The 26,423-nt window shown below is 75.2% G+C and carries 21 protein-coding genes; 4 read left to right on the top strand and 17 right to left on the bottom strand.

Annotated elements, in window-relative coordinates; all coding sequences use genetic code 11:
• Nucleotides 1-156 precede the first annotated feature (156 nt).
• The 14 genes from ACP7CD_RS04140 to dinB all read right to left on the bottom strand — a co-directional run bounded on the left by ACP7CD_RS04140 (nt 157) and on the right by dinB (nt 17,791).
• A complete protein-coding gene (locus tag ACP7CD_RS04140; RefSeq protein ID WP_426119071.1) occupies nt 157-1,323 on the bottom strand; it encodes a cell division protein FtsQ/DivIB in 1,167 nt (388 codons plus the stop codon).
• Nucleotides 1,323-2,726 carry a UDP-N-acetylmuramate--L-alanine ligase gene (murC, locus tag ACP7CD_RS04135; protein WP_035924054.1) on the bottom strand — a complete coding sequence of 468 codons (1,404 nt, stop codon included), beginning with the start codon at nt 2,724-2,726 and terminating at the stop codon, nt 1,323-1,325. The genes ACP7CD_RS04140 and murC overlap by 1 nt, the downstream gene beginning before the upstream one ends.
• On the bottom strand, nt 2,716-3,843 hold the full coding sequence (gene murG / locus ACP7CD_RS04130; RefSeq protein WP_017833686.1) for an undecaprenyldiphospho-muramoylpentapeptide beta-N-acetylglucosaminyltransferase: 1,128 nt from the start codon (nt 3,841-3,843) through the stop codon (nt 2,716-2,718). Before murG ends, murC begins: the two co-directional genes overlap by 11 nt.
• Complete coding sequence (gene ftsW / locus ACP7CD_RS04125; protein ID WP_017833687.1) at nt 3,840-5,075, bottom strand: putative lipid II flippase FtsW; 1,236 nt, start codon at nt 5,073-5,075, stop codon at nt 3,840-3,842. The genes murG and ftsW overlap by 4 nt, the downstream gene beginning before the upstream one ends.
• Nucleotides 5,072-6,598, bottom strand: coding sequence for a UDP-N-acetylmuramoyl-L-alanine--D-glutamate ligase (gene murD / locus ACP7CD_RS04120; protein ID WP_052132735.1), 1,527 nt, complete (start codon nt 6,596-6,598; stop codon nt 5,072-5,074). The genes ftsW and murD overlap by 4 nt, the downstream gene beginning before the upstream one ends.
• The gene (mraY, locus tag ACP7CD_RS04115) at nt 6,595-7,710 is read right to left on the bottom strand and encodes a phospho-N-acetylmuramoyl-pentapeptide-transferase (protein WP_017833689.1); all 1,116 of its coding nucleotides are present in this window, start codon (nt 7,708-7,710) and stop codon (nt 6,595-6,597) included. The genes murD and mraY overlap by 4 nt, the downstream gene beginning before the upstream one ends.
• A complete protein-coding gene (locus tag ACP7CD_RS04110; protein WP_035924055.1) occupies nt 7,707-9,308 on the bottom strand; it encodes a UDP-N-acetylmuramoyl-tripeptide--D-alanyl-D-alanine ligase in 1,602 nt (533 codons plus the stop codon). The genes mraY and ACP7CD_RS04110 overlap by 4 nt, the downstream gene beginning before the upstream one ends.
• Complete coding sequence (locus ACP7CD_RS04105; protein WP_426119067.1) at nt 9,305-10,954, bottom strand: UDP-N-acetylmuramoyl-L-alanyl-D-glutamate--2,6-diaminopimelate ligase; 1,650 nt, start codon at nt 10,952-10,954, stop codon at nt 9,305-9,307. Before ACP7CD_RS04105 ends, ACP7CD_RS04110 begins: the two co-directional genes overlap by 4 nt.
• Before the next feature lie 90 nt (nt 10,955-11,044).
• Nucleotides 11,045-13,057: a peptidoglycan D,D-transpeptidase FtsI family protein gene (locus tag ACP7CD_RS04100; RefSeq protein ID WP_426119065.1), complete on the bottom strand. Its 2,013-nt coding sequence runs from the start codon at nt 13,055-13,057 to the stop codon at nt 11,045-11,047.
• Between the two features lie 78 nt (nt 13,058-13,135).
• A complete protein-coding gene (locus ACP7CD_RS04095; protein WP_426119063.1) occupies nt 13,136-13,852 on the bottom strand; it encodes a hypothetical protein in 717 nt (238 codons plus the stop codon).
• Entirely contained in the window at nt 13,849-14,850 is a 1,002-nt protein-coding gene (rsmH, locus tag ACP7CD_RS04090) for a 16S rRNA (cytosine(1402)-N(4))-methyltransferase RsmH (protein ID WP_035924058.1), read from the bottom strand. The genes ACP7CD_RS04095 and rsmH overlap by 4 nt, the downstream gene beginning before the upstream one ends.
• Nucleotides 14,851-15,079: 229 nt before the next feature.
• Nucleotides 15,080-15,511 (bottom strand): division/cell wall cluster transcriptional repressor MraZ, encoded by a 432-nt coding sequence (gene mraZ, locus ACP7CD_RS04085; protein WP_031283112.1) that lies wholly within the window; start codon nt 15,509-15,511, stop codon nt 15,080-15,082.
• Between the two features lie 566 nt (nt 15,512-16,077).
• The gene (locus ACP7CD_RS04080; RefSeq protein ID WP_426119060.1) at nt 16,078-16,455 is read right to left on the bottom strand and encodes a DUF3040 domain-containing protein; all 378 of its coding nucleotides are present in this window, start codon (nt 16,453-16,455) and stop codon (nt 16,078-16,080) included.
• Between the two features lie 55 nt (nt 16,456-16,510).
• A complete protein-coding gene (gene dinB, locus ACP7CD_RS04075; protein WP_426119058.1) occupies nt 16,511-17,791 on the bottom strand; it encodes a DNA polymerase IV in 1,281 nt (426 codons plus the stop codon).
• Nucleotides 17,792-17,975: 184 nt separating this feature from the next.
• On the opposite strand from dinB, the gene ACP7CD_RS04070 reads away from it, so the two are divergent.
• Nucleotides 17,976-19,127 (top strand): polyprenyl synthetase family protein, encoded by a 1,152-nt coding sequence (locus tag ACP7CD_RS04070; protein ID WP_426119056.1) that lies wholly within the window; start codon nt 17,976-17,978, stop codon nt 19,125-19,127.
• 12 nt (nt 19,128-19,139) lie between these two features.
• Here the strand turns inward: ACP7CD_RS04070 and ACP7CD_RS04065 are convergent, their stop codons facing one another.
• A complete protein-coding gene (locus ACP7CD_RS04065; RefSeq protein WP_017833699.1) occupies nt 19,140-19,526 on the bottom strand; it encodes an Rv2175c family DNA-binding protein in 387 nt (128 codons plus the stop codon).
• A gap of 119 nt (nt 19,527-19,645) precedes the next feature.
• Here ACP7CD_RS04065 and ACP7CD_RS04060 point away from each other — a divergent pair, with 119 nt between their 5' ends.
• The gene (locus tag ACP7CD_RS04060; RefSeq protein WP_426119054.1) at nt 19,646-20,830 is read left to right on the top strand and encodes a LysM peptidoglycan-binding domain-containing protein; all 1,185 of its coding nucleotides are present in this window, start codon (nt 19,646-19,648) and stop codon (nt 20,828-20,830) included.
• A 45-nt stretch (nt 20,831-20,875) separates the two neighbouring features.
• Nucleotides 20,876-22,822, top strand: coding sequence for a protein kinase domain-containing protein (locus ACP7CD_RS04055; protein ID WP_426119052.1), 1,947 nt, complete (start codon nt 20,876-20,878; stop codon nt 22,820-22,822).
• A gap of 44 nt (nt 22,823-22,866) precedes the next feature.
• Here ACP7CD_RS04055 and ACP7CD_RS04050 read toward each other — a convergent pair whose 3' ends face one another.
• Nucleotides 22,867-24,261, bottom strand: a complete 1,395-nt coding sequence (locus ACP7CD_RS04050; protein ID WP_017833702.1) for a class II 3-deoxy-7-phosphoheptulonate synthase — start codon at nt 24,259-24,261, stop codon at nt 22,867-22,869.
• A gap of 40 nt (nt 24,262-24,301) precedes the next feature.
• Nucleotides 24,302-25,153, bottom strand: coding sequence for a lysophospholipid acyltransferase family protein (locus ACP7CD_RS04045; protein WP_426119050.1), 852 nt, complete (start codon nt 25,151-25,153; stop codon nt 24,302-24,304).
• Nucleotides 25,154-25,300: 147 nt separating this feature from the next.
• Between ACP7CD_RS04045 and ACP7CD_RS04040 the strand changes: the two genes are divergently transcribed.
• Nucleotides 25,301-26,155: an alpha/beta hydrolase gene (locus tag ACP7CD_RS04040; RefSeq protein WP_426119048.1), complete on the top strand. Its 855-nt coding sequence runs from the start codon at nt 25,301-25,303 to the stop codon at nt 26,153-26,155.
• The last annotated feature ends 268 nt before the right edge of the window (nt 26,156-26,423 follow it).

The raw sequence follows: 26,423 nt of genomic DNA, 5'->3' as shown, positions 1-26,423 counted from the left end.
CGGCGGGTTCGATGTCGGGGTCAAGCCTAACAACGACGGGGACCACCTGCACGACAAGCCATACCGCTTTCGACACTTTTCGCCAAAACCGCAGGTCGTGCTGCGTTTCGGCCGCACTCTCGACCTCTGGTGGAACGTGAGGTCCGATGTCGTCCCTCAGCGCACCACGGGGCGCGTCGGGCTCGACACGTCGTAGGTCTCGACGCCGCTGCCGGCGCCGCGCGCCTCGACGAGCTCCCGGAGGACCTGCGACTTGAGCTCGCTGTCCTCGGCGGTGCCCCAGACGACCGTGCGGCCGTCGGTGAAGGCCAGCTCCACCGAGGACAGCGACTCGGCCGAGGCGGTGCGCAGCTGGGCGAGGACGGACTCCGGGAGGGCGGCCAGCACGTCCGCGATGGCCTCGAACCGTTCGCCCTCGAGCACGTCGCGCCCGCCCGTGACGACGGGGACGCCCGCCTCCTCCGCGGAGCCGGCGGTCATCAGCTCCACCCCCTCCGAGTCGACGACCACGAACTTTCCGTCGTCCTCGATCGCGGCCACGGGCACGCGCTCGCGCAGCGCGACCACGAGGTGGTGCGGGGGCTCGAGCAGGACCTCGATGGAGCGGACCTGCGGGATCCGCCCCACCCGCTCCCGCACCTCGTCCTTGGAGATCCGCGTCAGTGGGACGCCCCGGTAGGCGTCGAGCGCGGACTCGACGCGGGCCGGGTCCGTCAGCTCCGCGCCGCGCACCGTGATGTCCCGCACGGCCAGCGCCGGGGAGAGGAACAGGACGCCGGCGAGCACGGCGAGGGCGGCGAGCACGCCGAGGACCGCGCCGATCCGCCGGCGCCGGCGCCGCGCCCCCGGTGAGGCGGGAAAGGCCACCACCGTGGCTCCCACGGCTGTGGCCCCCACGGCCGTGGAACCGGCCCGCGGGGGCTCCTCCACCGGGGGGAGCCGGGAGGCGGTGAGCGTGCGGGTGGCGGCGCGCTCCTGCCGGTGCCGCCGCCAGGCGCTGAAGCGCCCGCCGGCGGCCGGGACCTCCTCGAGGTCGTCCTCGTCGGCCAGGGGCGTGACCTTGGTCCCGTCGTTCACGCGCACGCGCACGCGCCCGCCCTCCGGCGCGGCCGCGCCGGAGGCGGTGCTCCCGGACCGCGGCGGGCCCCCGGGGCCGGCCGGCGGTCCGGGGTCGCGCTCGGGGGCGGCGCCCCGCTCGGGCGCGGGGCCCGCGGTGGTCTCCGGCACGGGCCCGCCGGCGGGCCCGGGAACGCCGGAGTCCCCGGCGGAGTCCCCGGCCGGGTCCCCGAAGCGGGGCTGGTGCGGGCGGCCGTGCCGGCTCATCAGCGGGCCCCGAGGCGGTCCACGAGCCGGGGCCCGAGGGCGGTGACGTCCCCGGCGCCCACCGTGAGCACCAGGTCCCCGGGGCGTGCGGCCGCCGCGGCCTCTGCGACCGCGTCGGCGCCGTCCGGCACGTAGCGGACGTGGGCGGGGGCGCGGTCGGTGACGATCCGGCTCGTGAGGCCGTCGACGGGCTGCTCCCGCGCGGCGAAGATGTCGATGACGAGGGCCTCGTCGGCCAGCGCCAGGGCGTCGGCGAACTCGGCCGCGAACTCGCGCGTGCGGGAGAACAGGTGCGGCTGGAAGATCGCGATCACCCGGTGCCCGGACGCGACCTCCCGCGCGGCCGTGAGCGCCGCGACCACCTCGGTCGGGTGGTGGGCGTAGTCGTCGAAGACCCGGACCCCGTCCACCTCGCCCCGCAGGTCGAAGCGCCGGGCGGAGCCGTGGAAGCCGGCCAGCCCGCGCACCGCGTCCGCGGGCGGGACGCCGGCCTCGACGGCCACGCAGAAGGCGGCGGTCGCGTTGAGGACGTTGTGCCGGCCCGGCACCACGAGCTCGAGCCGCTCCTCGCGGCGGTCGGCGCCCTCGCCCAGGAGCAGGGTGCTGCTGGTGCGCAGCCCGTCGGCCTCCCCGGGGAGCACCCGGACGTCGGAGCCCGGTTCCGTGCCGTAGCTGACCACCCGTCCGCCGGCGGACCGGTGGCGCTCCGCGAGCGCCCGGGAGCCGGGGTCGTCCTGGCAGGCCACGAGCAGCCCGTCCGCGGGCAGGGTCGCGGCGAACTCGTCGAAGGCCCGGTAGAAGGCCTCGCGGGAGGCGTAGTAGTCGAGGTGGTCGGGCTCGATGTTCGTGACCACGGCGATCCGCGGACCGTACGCGAGGAAGGAGCCGTCCGACTCGTCGGCCTCGGCCACGAACCACGGACCCGTGCCGAGGGCCGCGTTGGAGCCGAGGTCGGCCACGTGCGCGCCGATGGCCCAGGAGGGCTCCAGCCCGGCGGTGTGCAGCGCGAGCGCGGCCATGGCGCTCGTGGTCGTCTTGCCGTGCGTGCCGGCCACCGCCACGACCGCGCGGCCGTGCATCGCGGCCGCGAGGGCCTCGGAGCGGTGCAGCACGCGCAGCCCCGCGGCCCGGGCGGCGGAGTACTCGGGGTCCTCGGGCGGGATCGCGGTGGACACGACCACGGTCTGCGCCCCGTCCACGTGCTCGGCGCGCTGGCCCACGTGCACGGTGGCGCCCAGGTCCTGGAGCTGGCGCAGCGCCGGGGAGTCCTGGCGGTCGGAGCCGCTGACCGGGACCCCGCGGGCGAGCATCAGCTTGGCGACGGCGGACATCCCCGCGCCGCCCATCCCGATGAAGTGGACCCGGCCCAGCAGGGCGGGGTCGGTCTCGTGCTCAGCGCTCAACGGGGACCTCCTCGAGGATCATCCGTGCCAGCACGGTGTCGGCGTCGCGCACGCCGTGGGCGCGGCTCGCGGCGGCCATCGCGGCGAGGCGGCCGGGGTCGGCCAGCAGGGGGTGCACGTTCCGGCGGTACCAGTCGGGGGTGAACGCGTCGTCGGCGACGAGCTGCGCCGCGCCGGCCGCCACCAGGGAGGCGGCGTTGAGCGCCTGCTCGCCGTTGCCGACGGGCAGCGGGACGAACACGGCCGGCAGGCCGACGGCGGCGACCTCCGAGACGGTCGCGGCGCCGGCGCGGGCCACGAGCAGGTCCGCGGCGGCGTAGACGCGCTCCATGCCGTCCACGTACTCGACCTGCACGTAGCCGGGGGCGCTCAGCGGCGCGCCGTCGTCCCGGGTGAGCTGCTTGCCCCGGCCGGTGACGTGGAGGAGCTGGTAGCCGCGCGCGGCGACCTCCCCGACGACGCCGGCCACGGTGCGGTTCATGGCGAGGGCGCCCGAGGATCCGCCGGTGACCACGACGGTGGGCAGGTCGGGGTCGAGCCCGAAGGACCGGCGGGCCTCGGCGCGCAGCGCCTCCCGGTCCAGGTGGGAGATCTCCCGGCGCATGGGCATGCCGACGGTGACGGCTCCGCGCAGCGGGGTGCCGGGGAACGCGGCGGCCACGGTCCTGGCCCAGCGCGCGCCGACCCGGTTGGCTAGACCGGGGCGGGCGTTGGCCTCGTGCACCACGATGGGCAGCCCGCGCCGGGCGGCGGCGAGGTAGACGGGGGTGCAGACGTAGCCCCCGACGCCCAGCACCACGTCCGGCCGGACGCGGTCGAGGATCTCCCCGGCCTGCCGCACGGCGCCGAGGAGCCGTCCGGGCAGCCGGACGAGGTCCACGGAGGGCCGGCGGGGCAGCGGGACCCGGTCGACGAGCTCGAGCTCGAGCCCGGCCTGCGGGACGAGCCGGGTCTCCATCCCGGACGCGGTGCCCACCGCCGTGAGGCGGGCCGCCGGGGCCTGCTCCCGCAGCGCGGCCGCCACGGCCAGGAGGGGGCTGACGTGCCCGGCGGTGCCCCCGCCGGCCAGCAGGACCGACGGCGCGGGGCCTCCGGTGGTGGGTTCGGACGGTGTCATGCGCGATCCTCGTTCGGGGTGCGGGGGCGGGGGGTGCGGGTGGGGACCTGGATCCGGCGCGGCAGCCGGGTGAAGGACATCACGACGCCGACGGCCGCGAGGCTCATCAGCAGCGACGACCCACCGTAGCTGATGAACGGGAGGGGGACGCCGATCACGGGCAGCACCCCCGTGACCATGCCGATGTTGATGAACGCCTGGCCGACCAGCCAGGTCACGATGCAGGCGGTGGCGATCCGGACGAAGCCGCTGCGGGCGCGCAGGATGACCCGGGCCATCGCCAGGGCCATGACCGCGAAGAGGGCGAGGATCAGCACCGTGCCCAGCAGGCCCAGCTCCTCGCCGATGATCGAGAAGATGTAGTCGTTGTGCGCCTCGGGGACGTAGTTGTACTTGAGCCGGGACTGGCCCAGCCCCACGCCCCACCAGCCGCCCGAGGCGAGGGCGTTGAGCCCCTGCTGGGACTGGTAGCAGGCGTCGGTGGCGCCGCACTCGCCGAACAGCCAGCCGGTGATCCGATCCACGCGGTGGGGCGCGGTGACCACGGCCAGCGTGCCGACCAGCGCGGCCCCGGCGGCCGCGATCGCGAACAGCCGCAGCGGCGCCCCGGCGAAGAACAGGGCGGCCCCGTAGATCAGCACGAAGACGAGGGCCGTGCCGACGTCGTCGCCCAGCACGATCATCGCGGCGGGGATCCCGATGCCCAGCCCGGACGGCCACAGGGCCTGGCGCCAGTCGCGCACGGCGTCGCCCTGCCGGGCCAGGACCATGGCCAGCCAGATCGCCACGGCGAGCTTGGCGGCCTCGGAGGGCTGGAAGGTCTGCCCGCCCACCACGATCCAGTTCCGGTTGCCGTTGATCTCCTGTCCGAGCGGGGTGAAGACGAGCATGAGCAGCAGCACGGCGAGGACCAGCAGTCCGGTGGCGCCCCGGCGGTACCAGGCGGTGGGCACGAAGGACAGCGCGAACATCAGGACCACGCCGATCCCCCCGAAGGTGGCCTGCTTGACGAAGTACGAGTACGCGGACTCCTGCGCCGAGATCGACTCGACCGCCGAGGCGGAGAGGACCATCATGATGCCGATGGCCGTGAGCAGCAGCACGGAGCCGGCCAGCGCGTAGTAGGAGTGGATGAGGGGGCCGTCCACGAGGGCACGCCAGAAGCGGCGCGCCCCGCCCAGGGAGCCGCGGGCCGTCTCCGCGAGCCCCGCCCGGTCCTGCAGCTGCGTCACGAGAGCCGTCCCACGAGGTCCGCGACCTCCCGGACGAACGCGTCACCGCGGTGGGCGTAGGAGCTGAACTGGTCCATCGAGGCGGACGCCGGGGCCATCAGCACCGTGTCGCCCTTCCGGGCGACCTCGTGGGCGAGCCGCACCGCCTCGCCCATCACGGCGTCGCCCGCCGCGGGGCCGGGACGCTCGGCGGTCCGCAGGACGGGGACCTCGGGGGCGTGCGCGGCGAGCGCGGCCAGCAGCGAGTCGTTGTCCGTGCCGATGAGCACCACGGTGCGCAGCCGGCCGGCGTGCCGGGCGACGAGCCGGTCGTAGGAGACGCCCTTGGACAGGCCGCCGGCGATCCACACCACGGAGTCGAACGCGGCCAGGGCGGCGTCGGCCGCGTGCGGGTTGGTGGCCTTGGAGTCGTTGATCCACAGCACCCCGTGGGTCGTGGCGACGGCCTGGATCCGGTGGTCGCCGGGCTCCCAGGCGCGCAGCCCCTCCCGCACGGCCTCCGGCGGGGCGCCGGCCGCCCGGGCCAGCGCCGCGGCGGCCAGCGCGTTGGCCACGCCGTGGGGCGTGGGGAGGGGGCCGGTGTCGGTGATGGAGGCGAGCTCGAGGGCGGAGCCCCGGCGGTCGTCGAGGAAGGCGCGGTCCACGAGCAGGTCCTCCACGACGCCGAGCATGCTGACGTCCGGGGTCTCGAGGGTGAAGCCCACGGCGCGGCAGCCCTCCTCGACGTCGGCCTCCTCGACCATGCGCACGGTCTCGGCCTGCTGGGCGTTGTAGACGCACGCCACCCGGGTGTGCTCGTAGATGCGGGACTTGTCCGCCACGTAGTTCTCGTAGCCGCCGTGCCAGTCCACGTGGTCCTCGGCCACGTTGAGCACCACGGACGCCAGCGGCGACATCGAGGACGTCCAGTGCAGCTGGAAGCTGGAGAGCTCCACGGCGAGGACGTCGTGCTCGACCGGCTCGCGCAGCGCGTCCAGGATGGGGGTGCCCACGTTGCCGACGGCGGCCGCGGTGAGCCCGGCGGCCTGCAGCATCGACGCGGTCATCCCGACCGTGGTGGTCTTGCCGTTGGTCCCGGTGATGCACACCCACTCGGCGGTCCTGCGCCCGGCGCGCTCGCGCACCCGCCAGGCGAGCTCCACGTCGCCCCAGATCTGGACGCCCTCGGCGGCCGCGGCGACGAGCAGGGGGTGGTCGGGCCGCAGCCCCGGGGACGTGACGACCAGGTCGGGGCGCTCGCCCTCGACGTCGGGCACGGCCCCCTGGGCCGCCTCCCCCAGCAGGACGTCGGCGGCGCCCACGATCCGCAGGGTGTCGGCCTTCGCCCGGTTCTCCGGGGTGTCCGCCCCGTCGACGACGACGACGCGGGCGCCGAGCTCGATCAGGGTGTCCGCGGCGGCGAAGCCCGACAGACCGATGCCGGCGACGACCACGCGCAGCCCGGCCCAGTCGGCGTCCCACGTGGTGAGCCCGGCCAGGCGCGGCCGGTCCAGGACGGGGTTGTCGTTGCTCGCGTGGATCATTGGATCATTCCTCCGTGGGAGAGCAGCCAGTCGCCGTAGAAGACGCCGAGCGCGGCCGCGACGAACAGCCCGGCGATGATCCAGAAGCGGACCACGATGGTCACCTCGTTCCAGCCCTTGAGCTCGAAGTGGTGCTGCAGCGGCGCCATCTTGAAGATGCGCTTGCCGCCGGAGAGCTTGAAGTAGCCGACCTGCAGGATGACGGAGACCGTGATGATCACGAACAGCCCGGCGATGAGCACCAGCAGCAGCTCGGTGCGGGTGAGCACCGCGAACGCGGCGAGCGCGCCGCCGAGGCCCAGCGATCCCGTGTCGCCCATGAAGATCTTCGCCGGGGAGGTGTTCCACCACAGGAAGCCCACCAGGGCCCCGACCAGCGCGGCGGCGGTGAGGGCGAGGTCGGCGGCGTCGCGGACCTCGTAGCAGACCCCCTCGGCCACGGCTCCGCACAGGTGGGTGTTCTGCCACATGGCGATCAGCAGGTAGCCGCTGAACACGAGGATGGACGCCCCGGTGGCGAGGCCGTCGAGGCCGTCGGTGAGGTTCACGGCGTTGGTCGTGGCGGTGGCGATCAGGTTCACCCAGATCACGAAGAGGACGGCCCCGACCGCGGTGCCGGCGAAGGCGAGGTCGAGAGCGGTGTCCCGGGTGATGGAGATCGCCGAGGACGCGGGGGTCGTGCCCTGCGGACCGGGCACGAGCAGCACGAGCAGGGCGAAGGCGGTGCCGATGAGGCCCTGCAGGACGATCTTGCCCACGGGGCTGAGCCCGAGGTTCTGCTTCTTGGCGATCTTCTTGTAGTCGTCGATGAACCCGACGAAGCCCATGCCGAGCATCAGCAGCAGCGCGGAGAGCCCGGAGAGGGTGACGCCCCCGTAGGAGGGCCACAGCACCCCGGAGATCAGGTGCGTGAGCGCGTAGGCGACCACCACGGAGCCGAGGATCGCCACGCCGCCCATGGTGGGCGTCCCGCGCTTGGTGTGGTGGCTGGTGGGCCCGTCGTCCCGGATGAACTGGCCGTAGCCGCGCCGGGCGAGGAACTTGATGAAGGCCGGGGTGCCGAAGAGGGACAGGACCAGGGCGAAGCAGGCCGCCATGAGGATCTGGATCATGCCGGCTCGTTCCCGTCCGCGGAGGGGCCCGGGGTGGTGGGCCTCCCGCTCGGGTCGAGGGAGGCGTTGACGAAGGGACCGGCCGAGCGCCAGTGGTCGCCGCGCGCCGGGGCGTCGTTGCCCGGGGCGGGCCCGCCGGCGCCGTCCCCGGCGTCGGCCGCGACCCGGTCCCCCAGCACCCGGAGACCGGCGGCGTTGGAGGACTTGAAGAGCACGATGTCACCCGGTGCCAGCTCCTGGCGCAGGATCTCCTCGGCGTCCTCCGCGGTCGCCGCCCAGGTGGCCTCGTTGCCCCACGAGCCCTCGAGCTGGGCGGCGTCGTAGACCGGGCGGGCGAGGTCGCCCACGGCGATCAGCTTGGAGATGTTGAGCCGGACCACCATGCGGCCCAGGGCGTCGTGCTCCTCGATCGTGCTGTCGCCGAGCTCGAGCATGCCCCCGAGCACCGCCCAGGTGCGGCGGGGCGCGGACCCGGCGGAGCCGCGGCCCAGCTGGGCCAGGGTCTGCAGCGCGGCGCGCATCGACTGCGGGTTGGCGTTGTAGGCGTCGTTGACCACCGTGACGCCGTCGGCCCGCTCGGTGCGCTCCATCCGCCACCGGCTCGCGGCGCCCTGGGCGTTGAGCGAGGCCGCGATCCGCTCCGGGGCGACCCCGGCCACGAAGGCCGCGGAGGCGGCCGCGAGCAGGTTGGAGACGTGGTGCTCCCCGATGAGCCGGGAGACGATCCGGTGCGCGGAGCCGTCCGGGAGGTGCAGGAGGAACTCCGGGCTGCCGCCGGGCCCGAGGCGGATCTCGGAGGCGTGCACCCGGGCGGCCGGGACGTCGGGCAGCGCGTTCGCCGGGGACTCCCCGAAGAACAGCACGGGCGCGGCGGTGCGACGGTGCATCTGGCGGACCAGGGGGTCGTCGTCGTTGAGGACCGCCACGCCGTCGGCCCGCAGGGACTCGACGAGCTCGCCCTTGGCGCGGGCGATGTTGGCGACCCCGCCGAACTCGCCGGCGTGGGCGGAGCCCACGCACAGCACCACCCCGATGTCGGGGCGGACCATCCGGCACAGGTAGTCGATGTTGCCGATCCGGGTGGCGCCCATCTCGATGATGAGGAACCGGGTGTCCGGCTCGGCCTCGAAGACGGTCAGCGGCACGCCGACCTCCCCGTTGTACGAACCGCGGGGCGCGACCGTGGGACCCTCCGCGGCGAAGATGCCCCGCAGGAGGTCCTTGGTGGTCGTCTTGCCGACGGATCCGGTGACGGCGATGACCTTCACCTCGTGGTCGGCGCGCAGCTGGGCCACGACCCAGGCGGCCAGCCGGCCCATCGCCTCCACCACGTCGGGGACCAGCACGCCCGGGTAGGTGACCCCCGCGGCGTCGGAGACCTCGTGCTCGACGAGGGCGAGGACGGCGCCGGCGGCGAAGGCCGCGCCCACGTACTCGTGGCCGTCGGTGACCTCCCCCGGTTTGGCGACGAACAGCGTGCCGGGACGCGCCTCGCGGGAGTCGGTCGCGACGTGGCGGACGACGGGCGCCGCGGCGGCGGCGCCGACGGCGCGCCCGCCGGTGATCTGCGCGAGCTGTGCGGCGGTGAGGTCGATCATCGGTTCTCCCAACGGTCCTGCTGCCCGTCGGCCAGCGCGGCCCGCAGCTCTTCCCTGTCGTCCAGCGGGTGGTCCACGCCCCGGATCTCCTGGACCGTCTCGTGCCCGCGGCCGGCCACGAGCACGGAGTCGGTGCGCCCCGCCATGGCCACCGCGGCGCGGATGGCCACGGTGCGGGGCTCGAGCACGAGCACCTCCTGGGCCCGGGCGCCGGCGTCGCGGGCCGCGAACGCCCCGGCCGCGACCTCGGCGCGGATCGCGCCGGCGTCCTCGTCGTGCGGGTCGTCGTCCGTGATGATCACCACGTCCGCGTGGCGGGCGGCGATCTCCCCCATGACCGGGCGCTTGGAGCGGTCCCGCTCCCCCGTGGCGCCGAAGACCACGATCACGCGGCCCTCCTCGTCCGGCGGTTCGACGGCGGCGAGCGCGCGGCGCAGGGCGTCCGGGTTGTGCGCGAAATCGACGACGGCGGTGGGCTGCGTGCCGATGAGCTGCATCCGCCCGGGCACATCCGTGGTGAGGGGGTCCGCCTCGTCGAGGACGCGCTGCACGTCGGCGACGTCGACCCCGGAGGCCACGACCATGACCACGGCGAGCGCGGCGTTGGCCACGTTGAAGTCGCCCGGCAGGCCCGTGGACACGCGCAGCGTGCGGCCGTCCCGGTGCCGCAGCGCGAAGGAGTGCCCGATCCCGCGGCGGGTCAGGCTGGTCAGCGTCCAGTCCGCGCCGTGCCGGCCCGGTCCGGCGTCCCGGTCCCCCGGCACGCCGCCGCGCAGGGCGATCGTGTCGACGAGGTCCGGGCCGAGCCGCTCCCGCGCGTGCTCGGCCATCTTCAGGCCCCAGACGTCGTCCTCGTCCTGGACCACGACGACGGCCCGGCGGGTCCGCTCCGGGGTGAGCAGCTGGGCCTTGACCGCGAAGTACTCGTCCATCGACCCGTGCAGGTCGAGGTGGTCCTGGGTCAGGTTGGTGAACCCGGCGACGTCGAAGCGGACGCCGTCCACCCGGTGGAACTGCAGGGCGTGGGAGGAGACCTCCATGGACGCCGCCGTGATGCCGCGCTCGCGCATGAGCGCCAGCAGCGCGTGCACGTGCGGGGCCTCCGGGGTGGTGAGCCGGGAGGGGATCGACTCGTCGCCGGCGAGGATCTCGATGGTCCCGATCAGGCCCGTGCGCCGGCCCAGGGCGCGCAGCACCGAGTTGGTGAAGTAGGTCGTGGTCGTCTTGCCGTTGGTGCCGGTCACCGCGAACAGGGCCGGGGCGGTCCCGTCCTCCGGCCGGGAGCCGTAGACGCGTGCGGCGATCGCCCCCACGGACCGGCGGGGGTCCGGGGCCTCGACCACGGGCAGCCCGATGCCGGCGTCCCGGAGGATCGCGGCGCCCTCGGCGTCGGTGAGCACCGCGGCGGCGCCGGAGCGCTGGGCGGCCGCGCCGAAGCGGGCGCCGTGGGTGCGGGCGCCGGGCAGCGCCGCGTAGAGGTCCCCGGGGCGCAGCTCCCGGGAGTCCAGGGCGATGCCGGTGACCTCCACCGCGCGGGACGGCGCCGTCCCGCCCGCGAGCCGGGCGGTCTCCGCGAGGCTCAGCGGCCGGGGGCGGGCGGGGCGCATCGTCTGCGCGTCGTGTCCCTGCTGGGCTGTCGCGTCCATCAACGTCCTTCGTGGTCTGGGCGGCGGGTGGGTGGTCCGCCGGGAGCGGGGGGCGGGCCCGGGGGTGGCCGGGCACGGCGATATGGAAGTCTAGTCGCCCTCGTCGGCCCGCCGGGACGCCTCCGGGGCGGTCCCGCCGGTCCTGGCGGCCCCGGTCCCGGCCGCGGCGTCGGCTCCGGTGCCGGCCTCGGTGCCGGCCTCCGTGTCGGCGACGGGCCCTTCCTCGGCGTCGGCCGGGGCGTCCGCCCCGGTGCCGCCGTCCTCGGGCGCCTCGACGCCCGGCGGGGTGTCCACCGGCGCCGTCTGCTCGCTCTCGTCCTCCTCCGGATCGTCCGTGCGCAGCGGGATCTCCACGGGCTCGGTGGTGGAGGGCGGGACGTCGTAGTGGCGCAGCACCTGACCCATGATCTTGCTGAAGGTGGGGGTGGTGCCGATCGCGCGGACGTCGCCCTGGGGGCGCTGGAGCGTGACCGCCACGAGGTACTGGGGGTCCTCGACGGGGGCGACGCCCACGAAGGAGGTGGTGTACCCGTCGTAGCCGCCCTCCGGGCTGGGGGCCTCGGCGGTGCCGGTCTTGCCGCCCACCCGGTAGCCCTCCACGGCGGCCTCCTTGGCGCCGCCCTGGGTGACGGTGACCTCCATCATGTCGAGCACCTGCTCGGCCGTCTCCTCGGAGACGACCCGCTCGCCCTCGGGCCGCTCGACCGGGGTGCTGGTGCCGTCGGGGGCGACGACGGACTCGACGACCCGGGGCTCCACCTGGACCCCGCCGTTGCCGATGGCCTGGAAGATCGTCGCCGTGCGCAGCGGGGTCTGGGCGACGCCCTGGCCGAAGAGCACGGTGTACTGCTGGCGCACGTCCCACTGGTCCGCGCTCGTGAGGATGCCGGGCGACTCACCGGGCAGCTCGATGCCCGTGGTCTCGCCGACGCCGAAGCGCTGCATCCACTCGTGGCGCTGCTCCGGGGCGAGCTTGCCGCCGACCAGGACGGTGCCGGTGTTCATCGAGTCGGCGATGATCCCGGTGAACGTGCGCCGCTGCTCGCCGTGGTCGAAGGCGTCGGTGATCTTCTGCCCGTCGATCTCCAGGAACGGGGGCACGGTGACCTCCGTGCGGGGCGTGGCCACGCCCTCCTCCACGGCGGCCGCCGCGGTGAGGATCTTCTGGGTGGAGCCGGGCTCCACGGCCTGGGTGACGGCCCGCGCCCCCAGGTCCTCCGCCTCGGCGGAGCCGATGTCGTTGGGGTCCACGGTCGAGGAGTCGGCCAGCGCGAGCACCGCACCGTCCTCGATCCGCATGACCACGGCCGTGCCCCACTCGGCGTCCAGCTCCTCGGCGCGCTCGGTGACGGCCTGCTGGGCGAAGAACTGGACGTCGCTGTCGATCGACAGCTGCACCGAGGAGCCGTCCTCCACCGGGCTCTCCTCCTGGGGCGCCACCGGGATCCGCACGCCGTCGGCGCTGATCTCGAAGGTCCGGCTCCCGTCGGTGCCGCGCAGCAGCTCGTCCTGGGTCTGCTCGATCCCGCCGAGCGCCTCGTCGTCCCCGCCCATGAAGCCGACCACGCTGCCGCCCACCGGGCCGTTGGGGTAGATGCGGTCGGAGGACGGCTGCCCGTACACGTAGGGCAGGCCGAGCTCGCGCACGGTGTTCCACTGCTCGGGCGTGACCCCGCGGGCCACGTACTCGAACTGCTTGTCGCCGTCGAGGGCGTCCTTGACCTCGGTGTCCTCGAGCTCGAGGGCGTCGGCGAGCTGGTACACCGCCTGCGTGGGGGTCACGGTCTCGGTGGTGCCGTCGGCCAGGGGCCGCTCGAACTCGCGCACCAGGGACTGGTCCACCGTGACGTCGTAGCGCTGGAGCGTGCGGGCCAGGACGTTGCCGTGGGTGTCGCGGATCTCGCCGCGCAGCGCGGGCACCACCTCCGTTCGGGACCGCTCGCCGGCGGCGGCCTCGGCCCGGCCGGCGGCGTCGAAGCCCTGCACCCACACGAGCCGGATCCCGAGGACCACGAGCAGGCCGAGCACCAGGACGACGCCGATGTGGCTGCGTCCGATGCCGCGGGCGCGGGGGGCGTCGGACGTCGAGCGTGCGCGTGCCACGTGTCTGCCTCGTTCCTGGTTGCGACTGGGAGATGTCCGGGGGGCTGCTGCCGGCGGGTGCGGGGGCCGGTGGCCCGGTCACTCCCCGGGCGTGCGCTGCGGCGGGGCCGCGAGGGAGCCGCCCTCCGCGTCCGCCTCGCCGGCCGGCGCGGCGTCCTCGCGGGCGCTGCGCTCGGCGTCCTCCCGCTCCTGCGCCGCCTGCTCCCGTTCGCGGTCCTCGGCGCGCTGGGCGGCACGGTCCGCGGCCTCGGAGCCGGTCTGGTGGGCGTGGTCGACCAGGATCTCGTGGTTCTCCTGGGGCTGCGCGGGCATGGGGTCGCCTTCGACGGTCCCGTTCGTGACGTCGACCGTGCCCGAGTCCTGCGCGGGGACCATGCCGAGGTCCGTCGCCATCACCGCGAGGTTCTGCGGGGCGTTGTAGAACTCGAGGTCCTGGGTGAGCGCCTCGTTCTGCTGGCTGAGGGCCTGCTCCTGGGCGCGCAGCTCCACGAGCCGGTACTGGCCCCCGGAGATCTGGATGTTCAGGACCAGGATCGAGGCCAGCGCCACCACGAGCGCCACCAGGCTGAGCACCACGGTGGAGAACCGCTGCCGGCGCGCCCGGCCCGGGACCACGGACAGCGGGGCCCGGGTCGACCCGGCCCGCTCCTCGGCGGGCGGTGCCGGGTCGCTCAGCTGGCGGGCGGAGGTGCCCTCCACCGGCGGACGCTGCCCGCGCCGCCCGGCCCAGGCGCCGATGCCCGTGCGCTGGGAGGTCGGGCGGACGGGGCGTCGCTGGAGTCCGGTTCCGCTCATGCCGTGTACCTCTGCGCGTTCTGTGCTGTGGGGGGGACGTGCTCTCGGATGCGCTCCACCGCGCGCAGGCGCGCGGAGGCGGCACGGGGGTTCTCGTCGATCTCCCGGGGGGTGGGGGTCTCCGTCCCGCGGGTCAGGACCCGCAGGGTGGGCTTGTGCTGGTCGAGCTCCACGGGGAAGCCCTTCGGCGCCGTCGAGGCGGCTCCGCGGGCGAAGGCCTGCTTGACGATCCGGTCCTCGAGGGAGTGGTAGCTCATGGCCACCACTCGCCCGCCCACGGGCACGGCGTCCAGTGCGGCGGGGATCGCCCGGCGCAGCACGTCGAGCTCCTCGTTGACCTCGATCCGCAGCGCCTGGAAGGTCTGCTTCGCGGGGTGCCCCTTGCGGTGCTGGGCACCCTGCGGCACGGCCCCGCGGACGACCTCGACGAGCTCACCCGTGGTCCGCAGCGGGGTCCTGGCCCGCTGCGCCACGATCGCGCGGGCGATCCGACCGGCGAAGCGCTCCTCGCCCCAGTCCCGCAGGATCCGGCGCAGGTCCTCCTCGCTGTAGTCGTTGACCACGTCCTGGGCCGTGACGGGCGCGGTGGAGTCCATGCGCATGTCCAGGGGCGCGTCGTAGGAGTAGGCGAAGCCGCGCTCGCGCTCGTCGAGCTGCAGGGACGAGACCCCGAGGTCGAAGAGCACCGCGTCCGCGTGGTCGAACCCGTGCCGGCCGAGGGCCTCCGGGATCCGGTCGTAGGTCGTGTGCACGGGGTGGAACCGGTCGCCGAACGGGGCGAGCCGCGCGCCGGCCAGCGCGTGGGCCTGCGGGTCCCTGTCGATCGCCACCAGCTGCAGGCCGGGGAAGCGCCGCAGCAGCGCCTCGGAGTGACCGCCCATGCCCATCGTCGCGTCCACCGCCACGGCGCCGTCCTCGCCGAGCGCGGGAGCCATCAGGTCCAGGCACCGTTCGAGCAGCACGGGAACGTGGAGCTGCTCGGCTGGGCGTTGCGCCATGGGCCCTCTCTTCGGCGGTCGACGGTGGATCGGTCTTCGGTGGCCGGCGCCGGGTCGACGCCGTGGTGCGGCGGCGGGCGTTCCAGGATCAGAACCCCATCCGCTGGCCGTCCCTCGAATCCGGCCTGGCTCAGGGGAAGGTGAGTCAGGACGGTGACGGCTGTGCGGCTGGAGATCTCATCCGGGAAGCGGCTCCGCGTGCTCCGCGGTGGTCTCGGCGGCCCTGCGCTCAGAAGAGCCCGGGCACCACTTCCTCCTCGGTCTCGGAGAAGACGGCCTCCTTCTCGTTCAGGTAGTCGTTCCACGCCTGGGCGTCCCAGATCTCCGCCCGGGTGCCCGCGCCGATGACGGCGAGCTCCCGGCCCAGCCCGGCGTAGTCCCGCAACGGCGGCGGTATGGTGACTCGGCCCTGCTTGTCCGGGACCTCGTCCGAGGCGCCCGAGAGAAAGACCCGGATGTAGTCCCTGGCCTGCTTCGAGGACAGCGGTGCCGCCCTCAGCTGCTCGTGGACCCGCTCGAACTCGCGGACGCTGAACACGTAGAGGCACCGTTCCTGACCGCGGGTCAGCACGAGTCCCTCCGCCAGTTCCTCCCGGTACTTCGCCGGCAGGATCAGGCGGCCCTTCTCGTCGAGACGGGGTGAGTACGTTCCGAGAAACATGCTCACCGCCTCTCCAGCCCGAGAGTTCTCCCAGATCCATCTCTTCGCCCCACTTTACTCCACTTCACTCCCCGGTCAACGAACGCGGGGGCCGGGCGCCGCGGCGTGGCGCGGCGCCCGGGCGCCGCGACCGGCGTCGCCCCAGGTGGGCACGGCGGCGCTGCGGCGGCCGGCGGCGGGGAGGAGCGTGGAGGACACCGCGGCCCGCGGTGCGGGGCACCGGCAGCGGGCGGCGGGGAGGGCGGTGGAAGACGCCGCGGCCCGCCGGCGCCGGGCGCCGGCGGAGGGTTGCGGGGAGGAGAGTGGAGGACGCCGCGGTGCGGGCTGCGGGGAGGACGGTGGAGGAACGCTCCCCGGACGTTCCCGTGGTGCGGCCGGGGAGCGGCCGCGGCACCTCCGGGGCATGGAAAAGCTCCCCGGCGGTGCACCGGGGAGCTGGTCGGACCCTGCACACCGCTGTGCGGCGGCAGGGTGGGGGGAGGTGGAGGGGCCGGGCGGGTCGGTCCGAGCGGGCGGCGCCCTGCGGCGGGTGCCTTGCGGTCTGCTCCGTGTCCGGGCGGGGCCGGTCAGGTGGACGGGCCCCCGGAGTTGCGCTGGTCCCAGCGCTCCTCGAGGTTCTGCAGGAAGGGCGACGAGCGGCGGGGCGGGCCCCCCTTGCCGGGCTCCCCGCCGGCGCGCGGCTTGCCGGAGCGCAGCGTGGCGACGTAGACACCCGCGCCCATCACGACGAAGCCCAGGACCCCGACCAGGATGGAGTCGATGACGACCCCGCCCAGGAGGACGAGCAGGCCGACGACGGCGATCACGATCCCGAGGACGATGTTGCGGGTGGAAGCACCCCTGACGGCGCGGGACCCCATGTTCGTCACGAACCTCGGGTCGTCCGCGTGGAGCTGCTTCTCGAGCTGCGCCAGGAGCTGTTGCTCGTGCTCGGACAGTGGCACGGTATGCCTCCTCATCCTTCTGGTGCGGATTCCCCGGCTGTTCCGGCGCCGCCTGCTACCAGGATAGACCGTCGGGTGCTGATTTGGCACCGCGCACACGGCTGTCAACAGCCTCCGAGTTGCCCTCCGGACTCCGGGGTGCGGGAGGCAGGAGACGGGCGGGGCCGAGGCGCTCGGCGCCGAAGCGGGCGTGCACCCGGTCCATGGCCTGCTCCGCGGCCCCCCACTCCTCCTCGCGGCCGTCCAGGCTCAGCTGCAGGGCGTCCGTGGCGGGCTCCAGCCGCTCGGCGCGGATGCCGATGAGCCGGACCGGCTGGGGCCGGGCCCCGAGCTCCTCGAGCAGGCCCACGCCGTGCTCGAGGAGGTCGTGGGCGGACGTGAAGGGATGCTGGAGGGTCCGCGACCGGGTGATGGTCGTGAAGTCCGCCCAGCGCACCTTGAGCCCCACCCGGCGGGCGCGCAGTCCCTGCCGGCGCAGCCGCGAGGCGGTCCGGTGGCTGAGCCGCAGGAGGGTCTCGTGCAGCACGCGGTCGTCCGCGACGTCCCGGGGGAAGGTCTCCTCCGCGCCCACGCTCTTCTCCTCCCGGACCGGTTCGACGGTACGGGGGTCCCGCCCGTTGGCGAGCTCGTGCAGGTGGTGGCCGGCAGCCCGTCCGACCAGGCGGGTCAGCATGGGCACGGGGGCGGCCGCGAGGTCCCCCACGCTCCTGAGACCCGCGCCGGTGAGCGTCTCGGCCGTGCGCCCGCCGACGCCCCACAGCGCCGAGACCGGCAGCTCCGCCAGGAACGCGACGGTGTCCTCGGGCTGGACGAGCAGCAGGCCGTCCGGCTTGGAGCGGGTGGAGGCGATCTTCGCGACGGTCTTGTTGGCGCCGATCCCCACGGAGGCGGTCAGTCCCAGCTCGTCCCGCACGCGGGTCCGCAGGCCGCGGGCGATGCCCACGGGCGGACCGAGCCGCCGGACCGCTCCGGCGACGTCGAGGAAGGCCTCGTCCACGCTGATCTGCTCGACGCGGTCGGTGATGTCCCAGAACATGGCCATGACCCGGCGGGAGTAGGCGTCGTAGGCGTCCCGGTGGGGCTCGAGCAGGACGGCCCGGGGGCACATCGCCCGGGCCCGCGCCAGGGGCATGCCGGAGCGGACGCCGAACGCCCGGGCCTCGTAGGACGCGGAGAGGACGACGGAGCGGCCGCCCGACCCGGCCACGATGACGGGCCGGCCGCGCAGCCCGGGGGCCGCGAGCAGCTCCACGCCGACGTAGAACATGTCCATGTCGACGTGCAGCACGGCGCACTGCCGCCAGCGCTCCAGCCGGTCCCTCGGCGTCTCGGTCACCGTGTCCTCCTCCCGGGTCCGGCACAGCTTAGCCCTCGGCGCGGACATCCCGGCCGCGGTGCGGGCCCCGGCCCGGGCGGAGCGCCCCGGTCCGCCCACCGGGCCTTCGATAGGCTGGGGCGGACATCGCGGACGGCCGGCAGAGGGCGTCCGCCGCCGCCCCGAGACCGAGGTCGATCCGCCCATGACGTGCCCGCCCCTCCCGCACCACCCCGACGCCCCCGCCGGTACCGCGCCGCAGGCCCGGCCCGAGGACGCGTTCCGCGCCGAGGACGAGCGGTTCGTGGCGCGGCTGCACGCGGAGCTGGAGGAGTTCTTCGGCCGGCAGCGAGCGGTCCTGGGCGGCATCTCGGCGGACGCCCTCCCGCTGCTGGACGCCGTCGTCGCGCTCTCCGCCGGCGGCAAGCGGCTGCGGGCGCGGCTGTGCTACTGGGGCTGGCGGGCGGCGGGCGGCGACCCGGAGGACCCGGCCGTGGTCCGGGCCGGGGCGGCGCTCGAGCTCTTCCAGTCCGCCGCGCTCATCCACGACGACGTCATCGACCGCTCCGACACCCGCCGCGGCGCCCCCAGCGTGCACCGCCGCTTCGAGTCCGTGCACGCGGACCGGGGCTGGGCCCTGGACGGTCCGGCCTTCGGCGTAGCCGCCGCGATCCTCTCGGGCGACCTGTGCCTGTCCTGGAGCGAGCAGTCGTTCGCCGCGGCCACGACCACGGCGCCCGGCGGCCACCGCGCACGGGCGGTCTTCGACCTCATGCGCTCCGAGGTGATGGCCGGGCAGTACCTCGACGTGCAGGGCGAGGTCGCAGGCGGGGGCCAGGACCGCGACGGCGCGGTGCAGCGGGCCCTGGACGTCATCCGGTACAAGTCGGCGAAGTACTCGGTGGAGCACCCCGTGGTGCTCGGGGCCGCCCTGGCCGGGGCGCCGGAGCCGATCCTGGAGCGCTGCTCCGCGTTCGCGCTGCCCCTGGGCGAGGCGTTCCAGCTGCGCGACGACGTCCTGGGCGTGTTCGGCGACCCGGCGGCCACGGGCAAGCCCGCCGGCGACGACCTGCGCGAGGGCAAGCGGACGGTGCTCGTCGGCTACGTCCGCACGCTCGGCAGCGAGGCGCAGATCGCGCGGCTCGAGGACGCCCTGGGCCGGCCGGAGCTGACGGAGGAGGACGTCGAGGAGCTCCGCTCGCTCATCACGGCGTGCGGCGCCCTGGGCTCCACGGAGGAGCTCATCGAACGGCTCAGCGGGGAGGCGTTCACGGCGCTGGACCGGCTCGAGGCCGACGCCGTGCCCATGGCCGCGCTGCGCGGCCTCGCGACGGCGGCGGTCCGCCGCTCGTCCTGAGTCCGGCGCGGGTCACCAGGCCAGGGCCTGCGCCCGGCGGCGGATCTCCGTCTTGCGCCCGTCCCGCAGCGCGTCGACGGGACGGCCCGGCAGGGACTCGTCCTCGGTGAACAGCCACGTGATCGCCTCGACGTCGGTGAAGCCGGAGTCCCGCAGGACCGCCACCGTGCCCTTCAGCGAGTCGACCACGGCGCCGTCCAGCAGGAAGGCGGCCGGCACCCGGCGGATGCTGTCGTGCGGGTTGCGGACGGCGAGGAGCGTCCCGTCGTCGACGAGGCCGTGGACGCGGGTGACCACGAGGCCGAGCTGCTCGGCGACGTCGGGCAGGGGCAACCACTCCTGGACGAGACCGTCCAGGCGGTCGAACTCCTCGGTGCTGATTCCGGATGTGTTCTTCACGCCCCCAGAGTGCCACGTCCGCCGGTGCCCGTGCCACGCGGGCCCGCCACGGTATGCTCGACCCGCGGAGCCGGCTGAGACCTCCGCACCTTCCCCGATCAGCGTCAGAGAGTTACTTCATGCCGTATCCCCCCGACAGCGACACGACCGACCCGAACGACGCACCGCGCTCCACCACCGCCGAGACCACTGCCGAGACCTCCGCCGAGGCCTCCGGGCAGCAGGACGACCGCTCCCCCGGCTGGGCGCGCCGCGCCCGGACGGGGTCGGCGGTCACCGCCGTCGCCGCCCTCGCCGCCCTGGGCGGGGGCACCGTGGCCCACGCCGCCCCCGCCCAGACGGCCCAGGTGGCCTCGGCGCCCCTGCTCGCCGGCCAGAAGACGACGAAGATCCCCGTGCACACCGTGTCCCCCGGGGACTCCCTGTGGGCGGTCGCCCAGCGCCACGGCGTGGCCGTGGACGAGCTCATGCGGTGGAACGACCTCTCCGGCGCGGCGCTGCTGCTGCCCGGGCAGGAGCTGCGCCTCTCCGGCGGGGCGGCCCCGGCGGCCGAGCCTTCGAAGAAGCCGGCCCCGCCCGCGGCGGAGCCGCCCCGGACGGAGCACGTGGTGCGCTCGGGCGACTCGCTGTGGAGCATCTCGCAGGCGCGCGGGGTGTCGGTCCAGTCGCTCCTCGACGGCAACGACCTCACGGTGAACTCGCTGCTGCGCCCGGGCCAGCGGCTGTCGGTCTCGGAGCCGGCCCCCGAGACCGTGCGGACCGCCCAGGCCCCCGCCCCCGAGCGGGCCGAGCAGCCCCGGCCGGCGCCCGAGCGCGCCGTCGGCGACACCTTCCTGGGCCGCACGTACGAGGACGGGGTGGTGGACTCCGCCAACCGCCACCACGAGCAGCTCGCCGCCCGCCCCGCGCCCTCGCGCGAGGAGATGCGCCGGCTCGTCCACGACACCGCCGTGCGGATGGGCGTGGACCCGGCGCTCGCCCTGGCGCACGCCCACCAGGAGTCGGGCTTCGACCACCGGGCCGTCTCCCCCGCGGACGCCGTGGGCACCATGCAGGTCATCCCGGACGCCGGGGACTGGGCCTCGGGACTCGTGGGCCGGGAGCTCGACCTGCTCGACCCGCAGGACAACGTCACCGCCGGCGTGGCCATCATCCGGCAGCTGGGCCGCGCCGCGCCCAGCACCGACGTGGCCATCGCCGCGTACTATCAGGGCCTGCACGGGGTGAAGAAGTACGGGATGTACGACGACACCAAGCAGTACGTCAAGAGCGTCAAGACGCACCGCAAGCGGTTCGGACCGTGACCTGCGACCCAGCCTGCGCACAGCGCCCCGCCCTAGGCTGATCCCGTGCAGCACGCGCTCCCCGACCACCTGAACGGGACCGTCCTCGAGGGCCGCTACGAGCTGGGTCCGCGGATCGCCCGCGGTGGCACCGCCACCGTGTACCGGGCGGTGGACACCCGCCTGCAGCGCGTCGTGGCGGTCAAGCTCATGCACGCCCACCTGGCCGAGGACCCGGCCGCGGCGGACCGGTTCGTGCGGGAGGCCCGGTCGGCGGCGCGGCTGTCCCATCCCCACGTGGTCTCCGTGCTCGACCAGGGCCACGCCCCGGACGGGGTGCCGTACCTGGTCATGGAGCACGTGGCGGGCTCGACGCTGCGGGACCTCCTGCGCCGGCGCGGCGCCCTGCCCCCGGGCGAGGCGCTCGGGCTGCTGGAACCGGTCCTCGACGGGCTGGCGGCGGCCCACCGCGAGGGCCTGGTGCACCGCGACGTGAAGCCGGAGAACGTGCTGATCTCCGCCGCCGGCCGGGTGACCGTCGCGGACTTCGGTCTCACCCGCGCCGTCGACCAGCACACGGCGACCGGAACGGTGCTGGGCACGGTCGGCTACGCCTCGCCGGAGCTCGTCACGGGGCAGCGGGTCGACACCCGCGCGGACGTGTACTCGGCCGGGATCGTGCTCTTCGAGCTCCTGGCCGGCCGCCGTCCCTTCGAGGGCGGTCCGCTGGCCGTGGCCCGGGCCCACGCGGACGGCGCCGTCCCGGACCTCCGCACCCTCGACCCCGGTCTCCCGGCCGGTGTGGCGCGGCTGGTCGCCCGGGCCACGGCACGGGAGCCGGAGCGGCGTCCGCCCGACGCCGGCAGCTTCCTCGACGAGCTCCGGTCGGTCCGGGCGGGTCTGCGGCCCGCGGAGCTCGACCGCCCCCCGGGACCCGGCGCCGCCCGCGGCACCCCGGCCGTGCCGGCTCCGGACGCCGCGGCCACGGCGGCCCTGGACCCCGCGGTCGGACCCACCGCGGCCCTCGGGGCGGGCGCCCCCACGGAAGCGCTCGGCCGGACCGCTCCCACGGAGGCCCTCGGTTCGAGCGGCACCACAGAGGCCCTCGGCCGGGACGCCTTCACCGAGACCCTCGGCCGGAACGCCCCCACGGAGGCCCTCGGCCGGACCGCGCCCACGGAGGCGTTCGGCCCGGCGGCCGGCCGGACTGGGGTGCCGGGTCCGCACGCGGCGACCCTGGGAGCGGCCGGGGCCGGGGCCCCGGGGGTCTCCGGCCGGCCGCTGCCGGCGCGGACCTCGAGCGGCTCCTCCGACCCCTGGCGGCCCGAGGTCGAGCTGCGGCCCACCCGGCCCCTGCACGCGGCGGGGACGCTGGCCCTGGTCGCGCTCGCGGTGGCCGGGGCGGCGTTCCTGGGCTGGCTCCTGGGCTCCGGTCCGGGCGGGACCGTGAGCGTGCCGGACGTGCGGGGGGCGGGTCCGGAGCTCGCCGAACAGTACCTCGCCGGGGCCGGTCTGGGCAACGTCGCCGTGCACGAGACCCCGGACCCGGTGGCCCCCGCCGGCACCGTGCTCGGCACCGACCCGGAGGCCGGGGCCACGGTGCGGTCCGCGGAGCAGGTCGTCCTGCTGGTCTCGACCGGTCCCGTGCGGACGACCGCGCCCAACGTCACCGGGATGTCCGAGGAGGACGCCCGGGCGCGCCTTGAGGACGCCGGGCTGGCGGTCGGCACCCGGAGCCCGGTCGCCGACGACGCCGCCGCCGGCACGGTTGTGGGCCAGCACCCCGAGGCGGGCGAGGCGGTGGCCGAGGGGTCGGCGGTGGACCTCGCCGTCTCCCTCGGGGCCCGCGCGGACTCCGCGCCCGGGGTGCTGGGCAGGCCCGTGGACGAGGCGGTCCGGCTCCTCGCCGAGGCGGGGTTCGCGGCGCGGGTCGAGGAGAGCCTCGGCGCCCCCTTCGGCTACGTGGTGGCCCAGACGACGGACGGGGCCGAGGTCGTCCTCACCGTCGTCTGAGCGGACGGCAGGAACGGCCCCGGCCCCGTCGGCCGGTCCCGCGCTCAGCGGCGGGAGAGGTAGCCCGCCACGAGGAACGCGATCTCCAGGGACTGCATGTGGTTCAGGCGCGGGTCGCACAGCGACTCGTAGCGGTCCTGGAAGGAGGACTCGTCGACGGGGTCGGCGCCGCCGAGGCACTCAGCGACGTCGTCGCCCGTCATCTCCACGTGGATGCCGCCGGGGAAGGAGCCGATCGCCTCGTGCACCTCGAAGAAGCCCCGGACCTCGTCCACGACGTCGTCGAAGTTGCGGGTCTTGTACCCGGACGGCAGGGACACGGTGTTGCCGTGCATGGGGTCGGTGACCCACACGACCTTGGCGCCGGAGCGCTCCACGGCCTCGACGAGCGGGGGCAGCTTCTCCCGGATGTTCTTCGCGCCCATGCGGGTGATGAAGGTGAGCCGTCCGGGCTCGCGCTCCGGGTCGAGCTTGTCGATGAGCGCCAGCGCGTCGTCCCCGGTGGTCTTGGGGCCGAGCTTCACGCCGATCGGGTTGCGCAGCCGGGAGAGCAGGTCCACGTGGGCGCCGTCGAGCTCCCGGGTGCGCTCGCCGATCCACAGGAAGTGCCCGGACGTGCCGTACGGGAGGTGGGTGCGGGAGTCGATGCGGCTCAGCGCGCGCTCGTAGTCCAGCAGCAGGGCCTCGTGGCCGGCGTAGAACTCCGTGGTGCGCAGGGCGTCGAAGTCCGCGCCGCACGCGTCCATGAACTTCACGGCCCGGTCGATCTCGCGGGCCAGCGACTCGTACCGGGCGTGGGCCGGGTTCGTGGTGAAGCCCATGTTCCAGGCGTGCACGAGGCGCAGGTCCGCGAACCCGCCCGTGGTGAAGGCCCGGATGAGGTTCAGGGTCGAGGCCGAGGTGTGGTAGCCGCGCACCATCCGCCGCGGGTCGTGGACCCGGGACTCCTCGGTGAAGTCGAAGCCGTTGACCATCTCGCCGCGGAACGTCGGCAGGGTCGTGCCGTCACGGGTCTCGTCGTTGGACGAGCGGGGCTTCGAGAACTGCCCGGCCATCCGGCCCATCTTCACCACGGGCATGGACGCCCCGTACGTGAGCACCACGGCCATCTGCAGCAGCGTCTTGACCCGGGCGCTGATCCGGTCGGCGGTGGCGCCCTCGAAGGTCTCGGCGCAGTCGCCGCCCTGCAGGAAGAACGCCCGGCCGTTGGCGACCTCGGCCAGCCGGTCGCGCAGCTTGTCGACCTCCCCGGCGAAGACGAGGGGCGGGACCGCGTTGAGCTCGGCGATCGAGGCGGCGAAGTCGGGGTGGTCGCGCCAGGTCGGCTGCTGGTCGGCGGCCAGCTCGCGCCAGTCGTCCAGCCCCGGGTAGTCGGCCGCGGAGGGCACCGGGGAGGCGAGGTTGCGGAGGCTGTCGGGAACGGTGAAGTCGAGCATCATGTCTTCCTATGTCTCGTCCGGGGCGTGACCGGGCGCGGGATCAGGGTGCGGTGGGCCGCGGGGTGTCGTCGTCCGCGGCCCCGTGACGGTCGCGGTGGGCGATGGAGTCGGCGGTCCGGCGGGCGGTGTGGGCGGCGCTGCGCGCCTTGTCCTTGGCGTTGCCCACGAGCTCCGCCGCGGCCTGCTTGGTCTCCTGGCGCTTCTGCTCGGCGAGCCGCTTCTTGTGCTCCGAGGCGTAGACGTCCACGTAGACCTGGCCGGAGAGGGCCTGGATCGCGTGCATGATCTCGTCGGTGACCTCGCGGAGCAGGGCGTGCTCGCCCTGCCGGCCCCGGTAGCGGGAGAAGTCGAGGGGCTCGCCGAAGATCGTGGCGACCCGGGCGCCGCGGCGGGGCAGCGGGAGGCTGGTCCCGATCGGCTGGACCTTGTCGGTGCCGACCATGGCGATCGGGACGACCGGGGCCCCCGTCTCGAGCGCGAGCCGGGCCACCCCGATCTTGCCCTTGTACATCCGGCCGTCCGGCGAGCGGGTGCCCTCCGGATAGATCCCGAGCAGCTCGCCCTCCAGCAGCTTGCGGCCGCCGTTGCTCAGGGACTTCGCGCTGGCCCGGCCCCCGGAGCGGTCCATGGGGATCTGGTTGATGGCGCGGAAGAACGCGGCCATCACCCGGCCCTTGACGCCGGGGCTGTTGAAGTAGTCGGACTTCGCCAGGAAGTACACCTGCCGCGGCACGGCCACGGGCATGAACACCGAGTCGGAGACGGAGAGGTGGTTGCTCGCGAGGATGGCCGGGCCCTCCTCGGGCACGTGCTCCAGGCCGCGCACCTCGGGACGGAAGGCGACGTTGATCAGGGGGCCGACGACGTAGCGCTTCAGAAACATGTAGACCATGTGGGAGGGGACTCCTTCGTGCTGATCGGGATGTCGCGAGGGTCCGTGCCGCTCGGACCGGGTCCGGCCTCCGGTATTCTCTCACGTCCGCACGGGCACCCGCGCCGGTCCGCCCGCCGACGGCGCCCGCCCTGACATCATGGACGCATGACGCCACCCGTCGAGGACCAGCACCTGCCCGCCCCCTCCGCGACCGTCGGGCCCGCCGCCGCGGACGATCCCGGCGCGCCCTTCCACCATCCGGCCGACGGGCCCGCGGGCGTGCTCGTGCTGCACGGCTTCACCGGCGTCCCGTTCAGCGTCCGCCCGTGGGGCCGGGCGCTGCACGCGGCGGGCGCCGACGTCGTCGGGCCCGTGCTGCCCGGCCACGGCACCCGCTGGGAGGACCTCGCCGGCGTCCGCTGGGAGCAGTGGCGCGACCACGCGGCCGAGCACGTGCAGCGGCTGCGGGCCCGGCACGACGTGGTGGTGGTGTGCGGGCTGTCCATGGGCGGGGCGCTCGCCCTGCACCTCGCCGCGACCCTCCCCGTCGACGGGGTCGTGGCCCTGAACCCGGCGCTGTCCCTCGTCAGCCGCACGGCCCGCCTCGCCCCGGCCCTGCACCGCGCGGTGCCCTCCGTGCCGGGCGTGGGGGACGACATCAGCCTCCCGGGCGTCACCGAGCACGCCTACCCGCGCACGCCCGTGGCGGGCGTCGCCGAGCTGGGCCGGTTCATGACCCGGACCCGGAGGATGCTGCCCGCGGTCACCGCCCCGGTCCTGGTGCTGCGCTCGAAGCACGACCACGTGGTCTCGGACGCCTCGCACCTGCACGTGCTGCGCCGGGCGGGCGGGGACGTGGAGCTGGTGCGGCTGGCGGAGAGCTTCCACGTGGCCACCCTGGACCGGGAGGCGGACGTGGTCGCGGCGCGGTCCGTGCGCTTCCTGGAGGACCTGCTGGCGGGCCGCAACCCGGTCACCGCGAGACCGTTGCGCCCCGCCTCCCGGGGGGACCGGCGATGAGCGCGGGCCCGGGGACGCCGGGCGGCGCCGGGCACGGCCCCGAGGACGAGTGGAGCCGGATCGTGTCGGACCTCGAGGACGTGCGCCGGGCCGGGGACCGGCACCTCGCCGGGCCCCGGGACTGGTCCCCCGAGGAGGCCGGGCCGGTCGCGGGCGCCGGGGGGGGGGGCGCCGCCCCCCCCGCCCCCCGGGGCGGGGCGGGCGGGGGGGGGGGGGGGGGGGGGCCGGGGGGCGCGGGGGGCGGCGCAGCGCCCCACACCCCCCCTCC

Origin of the sequence: Kocuria sp. LHG3120 (assembly GCF_049897445.1) — a bacterium.
Taxonomy (GTDB): domain Bacteria; phylum Actinomycetota; class Actinomycetes; order Actinomycetales; family Micrococcaceae; genus Kocuria; species Kocuria rosea.
This window is presented reverse-complemented; position numbering and strand designations above follow the sequence as displayed.

Excerpts from the sequence above, each read along its gene's own strand:
- ACP7CD_RS04070 (WP_426119056.1), top strand. The coding sequence starts at position 17,976 with ATGACGTGCCCGCCCCTCCCGCACCACCCCGACGCCCCCGCCGGTACC.
- murG (WP_017833686.1), bottom strand. The coding sequence starts at position 3,843 with ATGACACCGTCCGAACCCACCACCGGAGGCCCCGCGCCGTCGGTCCTG.
- mraY (WP_017833689.1), bottom strand. The coding sequence starts at position 7,710 with ATGATCCAGATCCTCATGGCGGCCTGCTTCGCCCTGGTCCTGTCCCTC.
- mraZ (WP_031283112.1), bottom strand. The coding sequence starts at position 15,511 with ATGTTTCTCGGAACGTACTCACCCCGTCTCGACGAGAAGGGCCGCCTG.
- rsmH (WP_035924058.1), bottom strand. The coding sequence starts at position 14,850 with ATGGCGCAACGCCCAGCCGAGCAGCTCCACGTTCCCGTGCTGCTCGAA.
- ACP7CD_RS04110 (WP_035924055.1), bottom strand. The coding sequence starts at position 9,308 with ATGATCGACCTCACCGCCGCACAGCTCGCGCAGATCACCGGCGGGCGC.
- murD (WP_052132735.1), bottom strand. The coding sequence starts at position 6,598 with ATGATCCACGCGAGCAACGACAACCCCGTCCTGGACCGGCCGCGCCTG.
- ACP7CD_RS04095 (WP_426119063.1), bottom strand. The coding sequence starts at position 13,852 with ATGAGCGGAACCGGACTCCAGCGACGCCCCGTCCGCCCGACCTCCCAG.
- ACP7CD_RS04060 (WP_426119054.1), top strand. The coding sequence starts at position 19,646 with ATGCCGTATCCCCCCGACAGCGACACGACCGACCCGAACGACGCACCG.
- ACP7CD_RS04040 (WP_426119048.1), top strand. The coding sequence starts at position 25,301 with ATGACGCCACCCGTCGAGGACCAGCACCTGCCCGCCCCCTCCGCGACC.
- ACP7CD_RS04140 (WP_426119071.1), bottom strand. The coding sequence starts at position 1,323 with ATGAGCCGGCACGGCCGCCCGCACCAGCCCCGCTTCGGGGACCCGGCC.
- ACP7CD_RS04050 (WP_017833702.1), bottom strand. The coding sequence starts at position 24,261 with ATGATGCTCGACTTCACCGTTCCCGACAGCCTCCGCAACCTCGCCTCC.
- ACP7CD_RS04105 (WP_426119067.1), bottom strand. The coding sequence starts at position 10,954 with ATGGACGCGACAGCCCAGCAGGGACACGACGCGCAGACGATGCGCCCC.
- ACP7CD_RS04045 (WP_426119050.1), bottom strand. The coding sequence starts at position 25,153 with ATGGTCTACATGTTTCTGAAGCGCTACGTCGTCGGCCCCCTGATCAAC.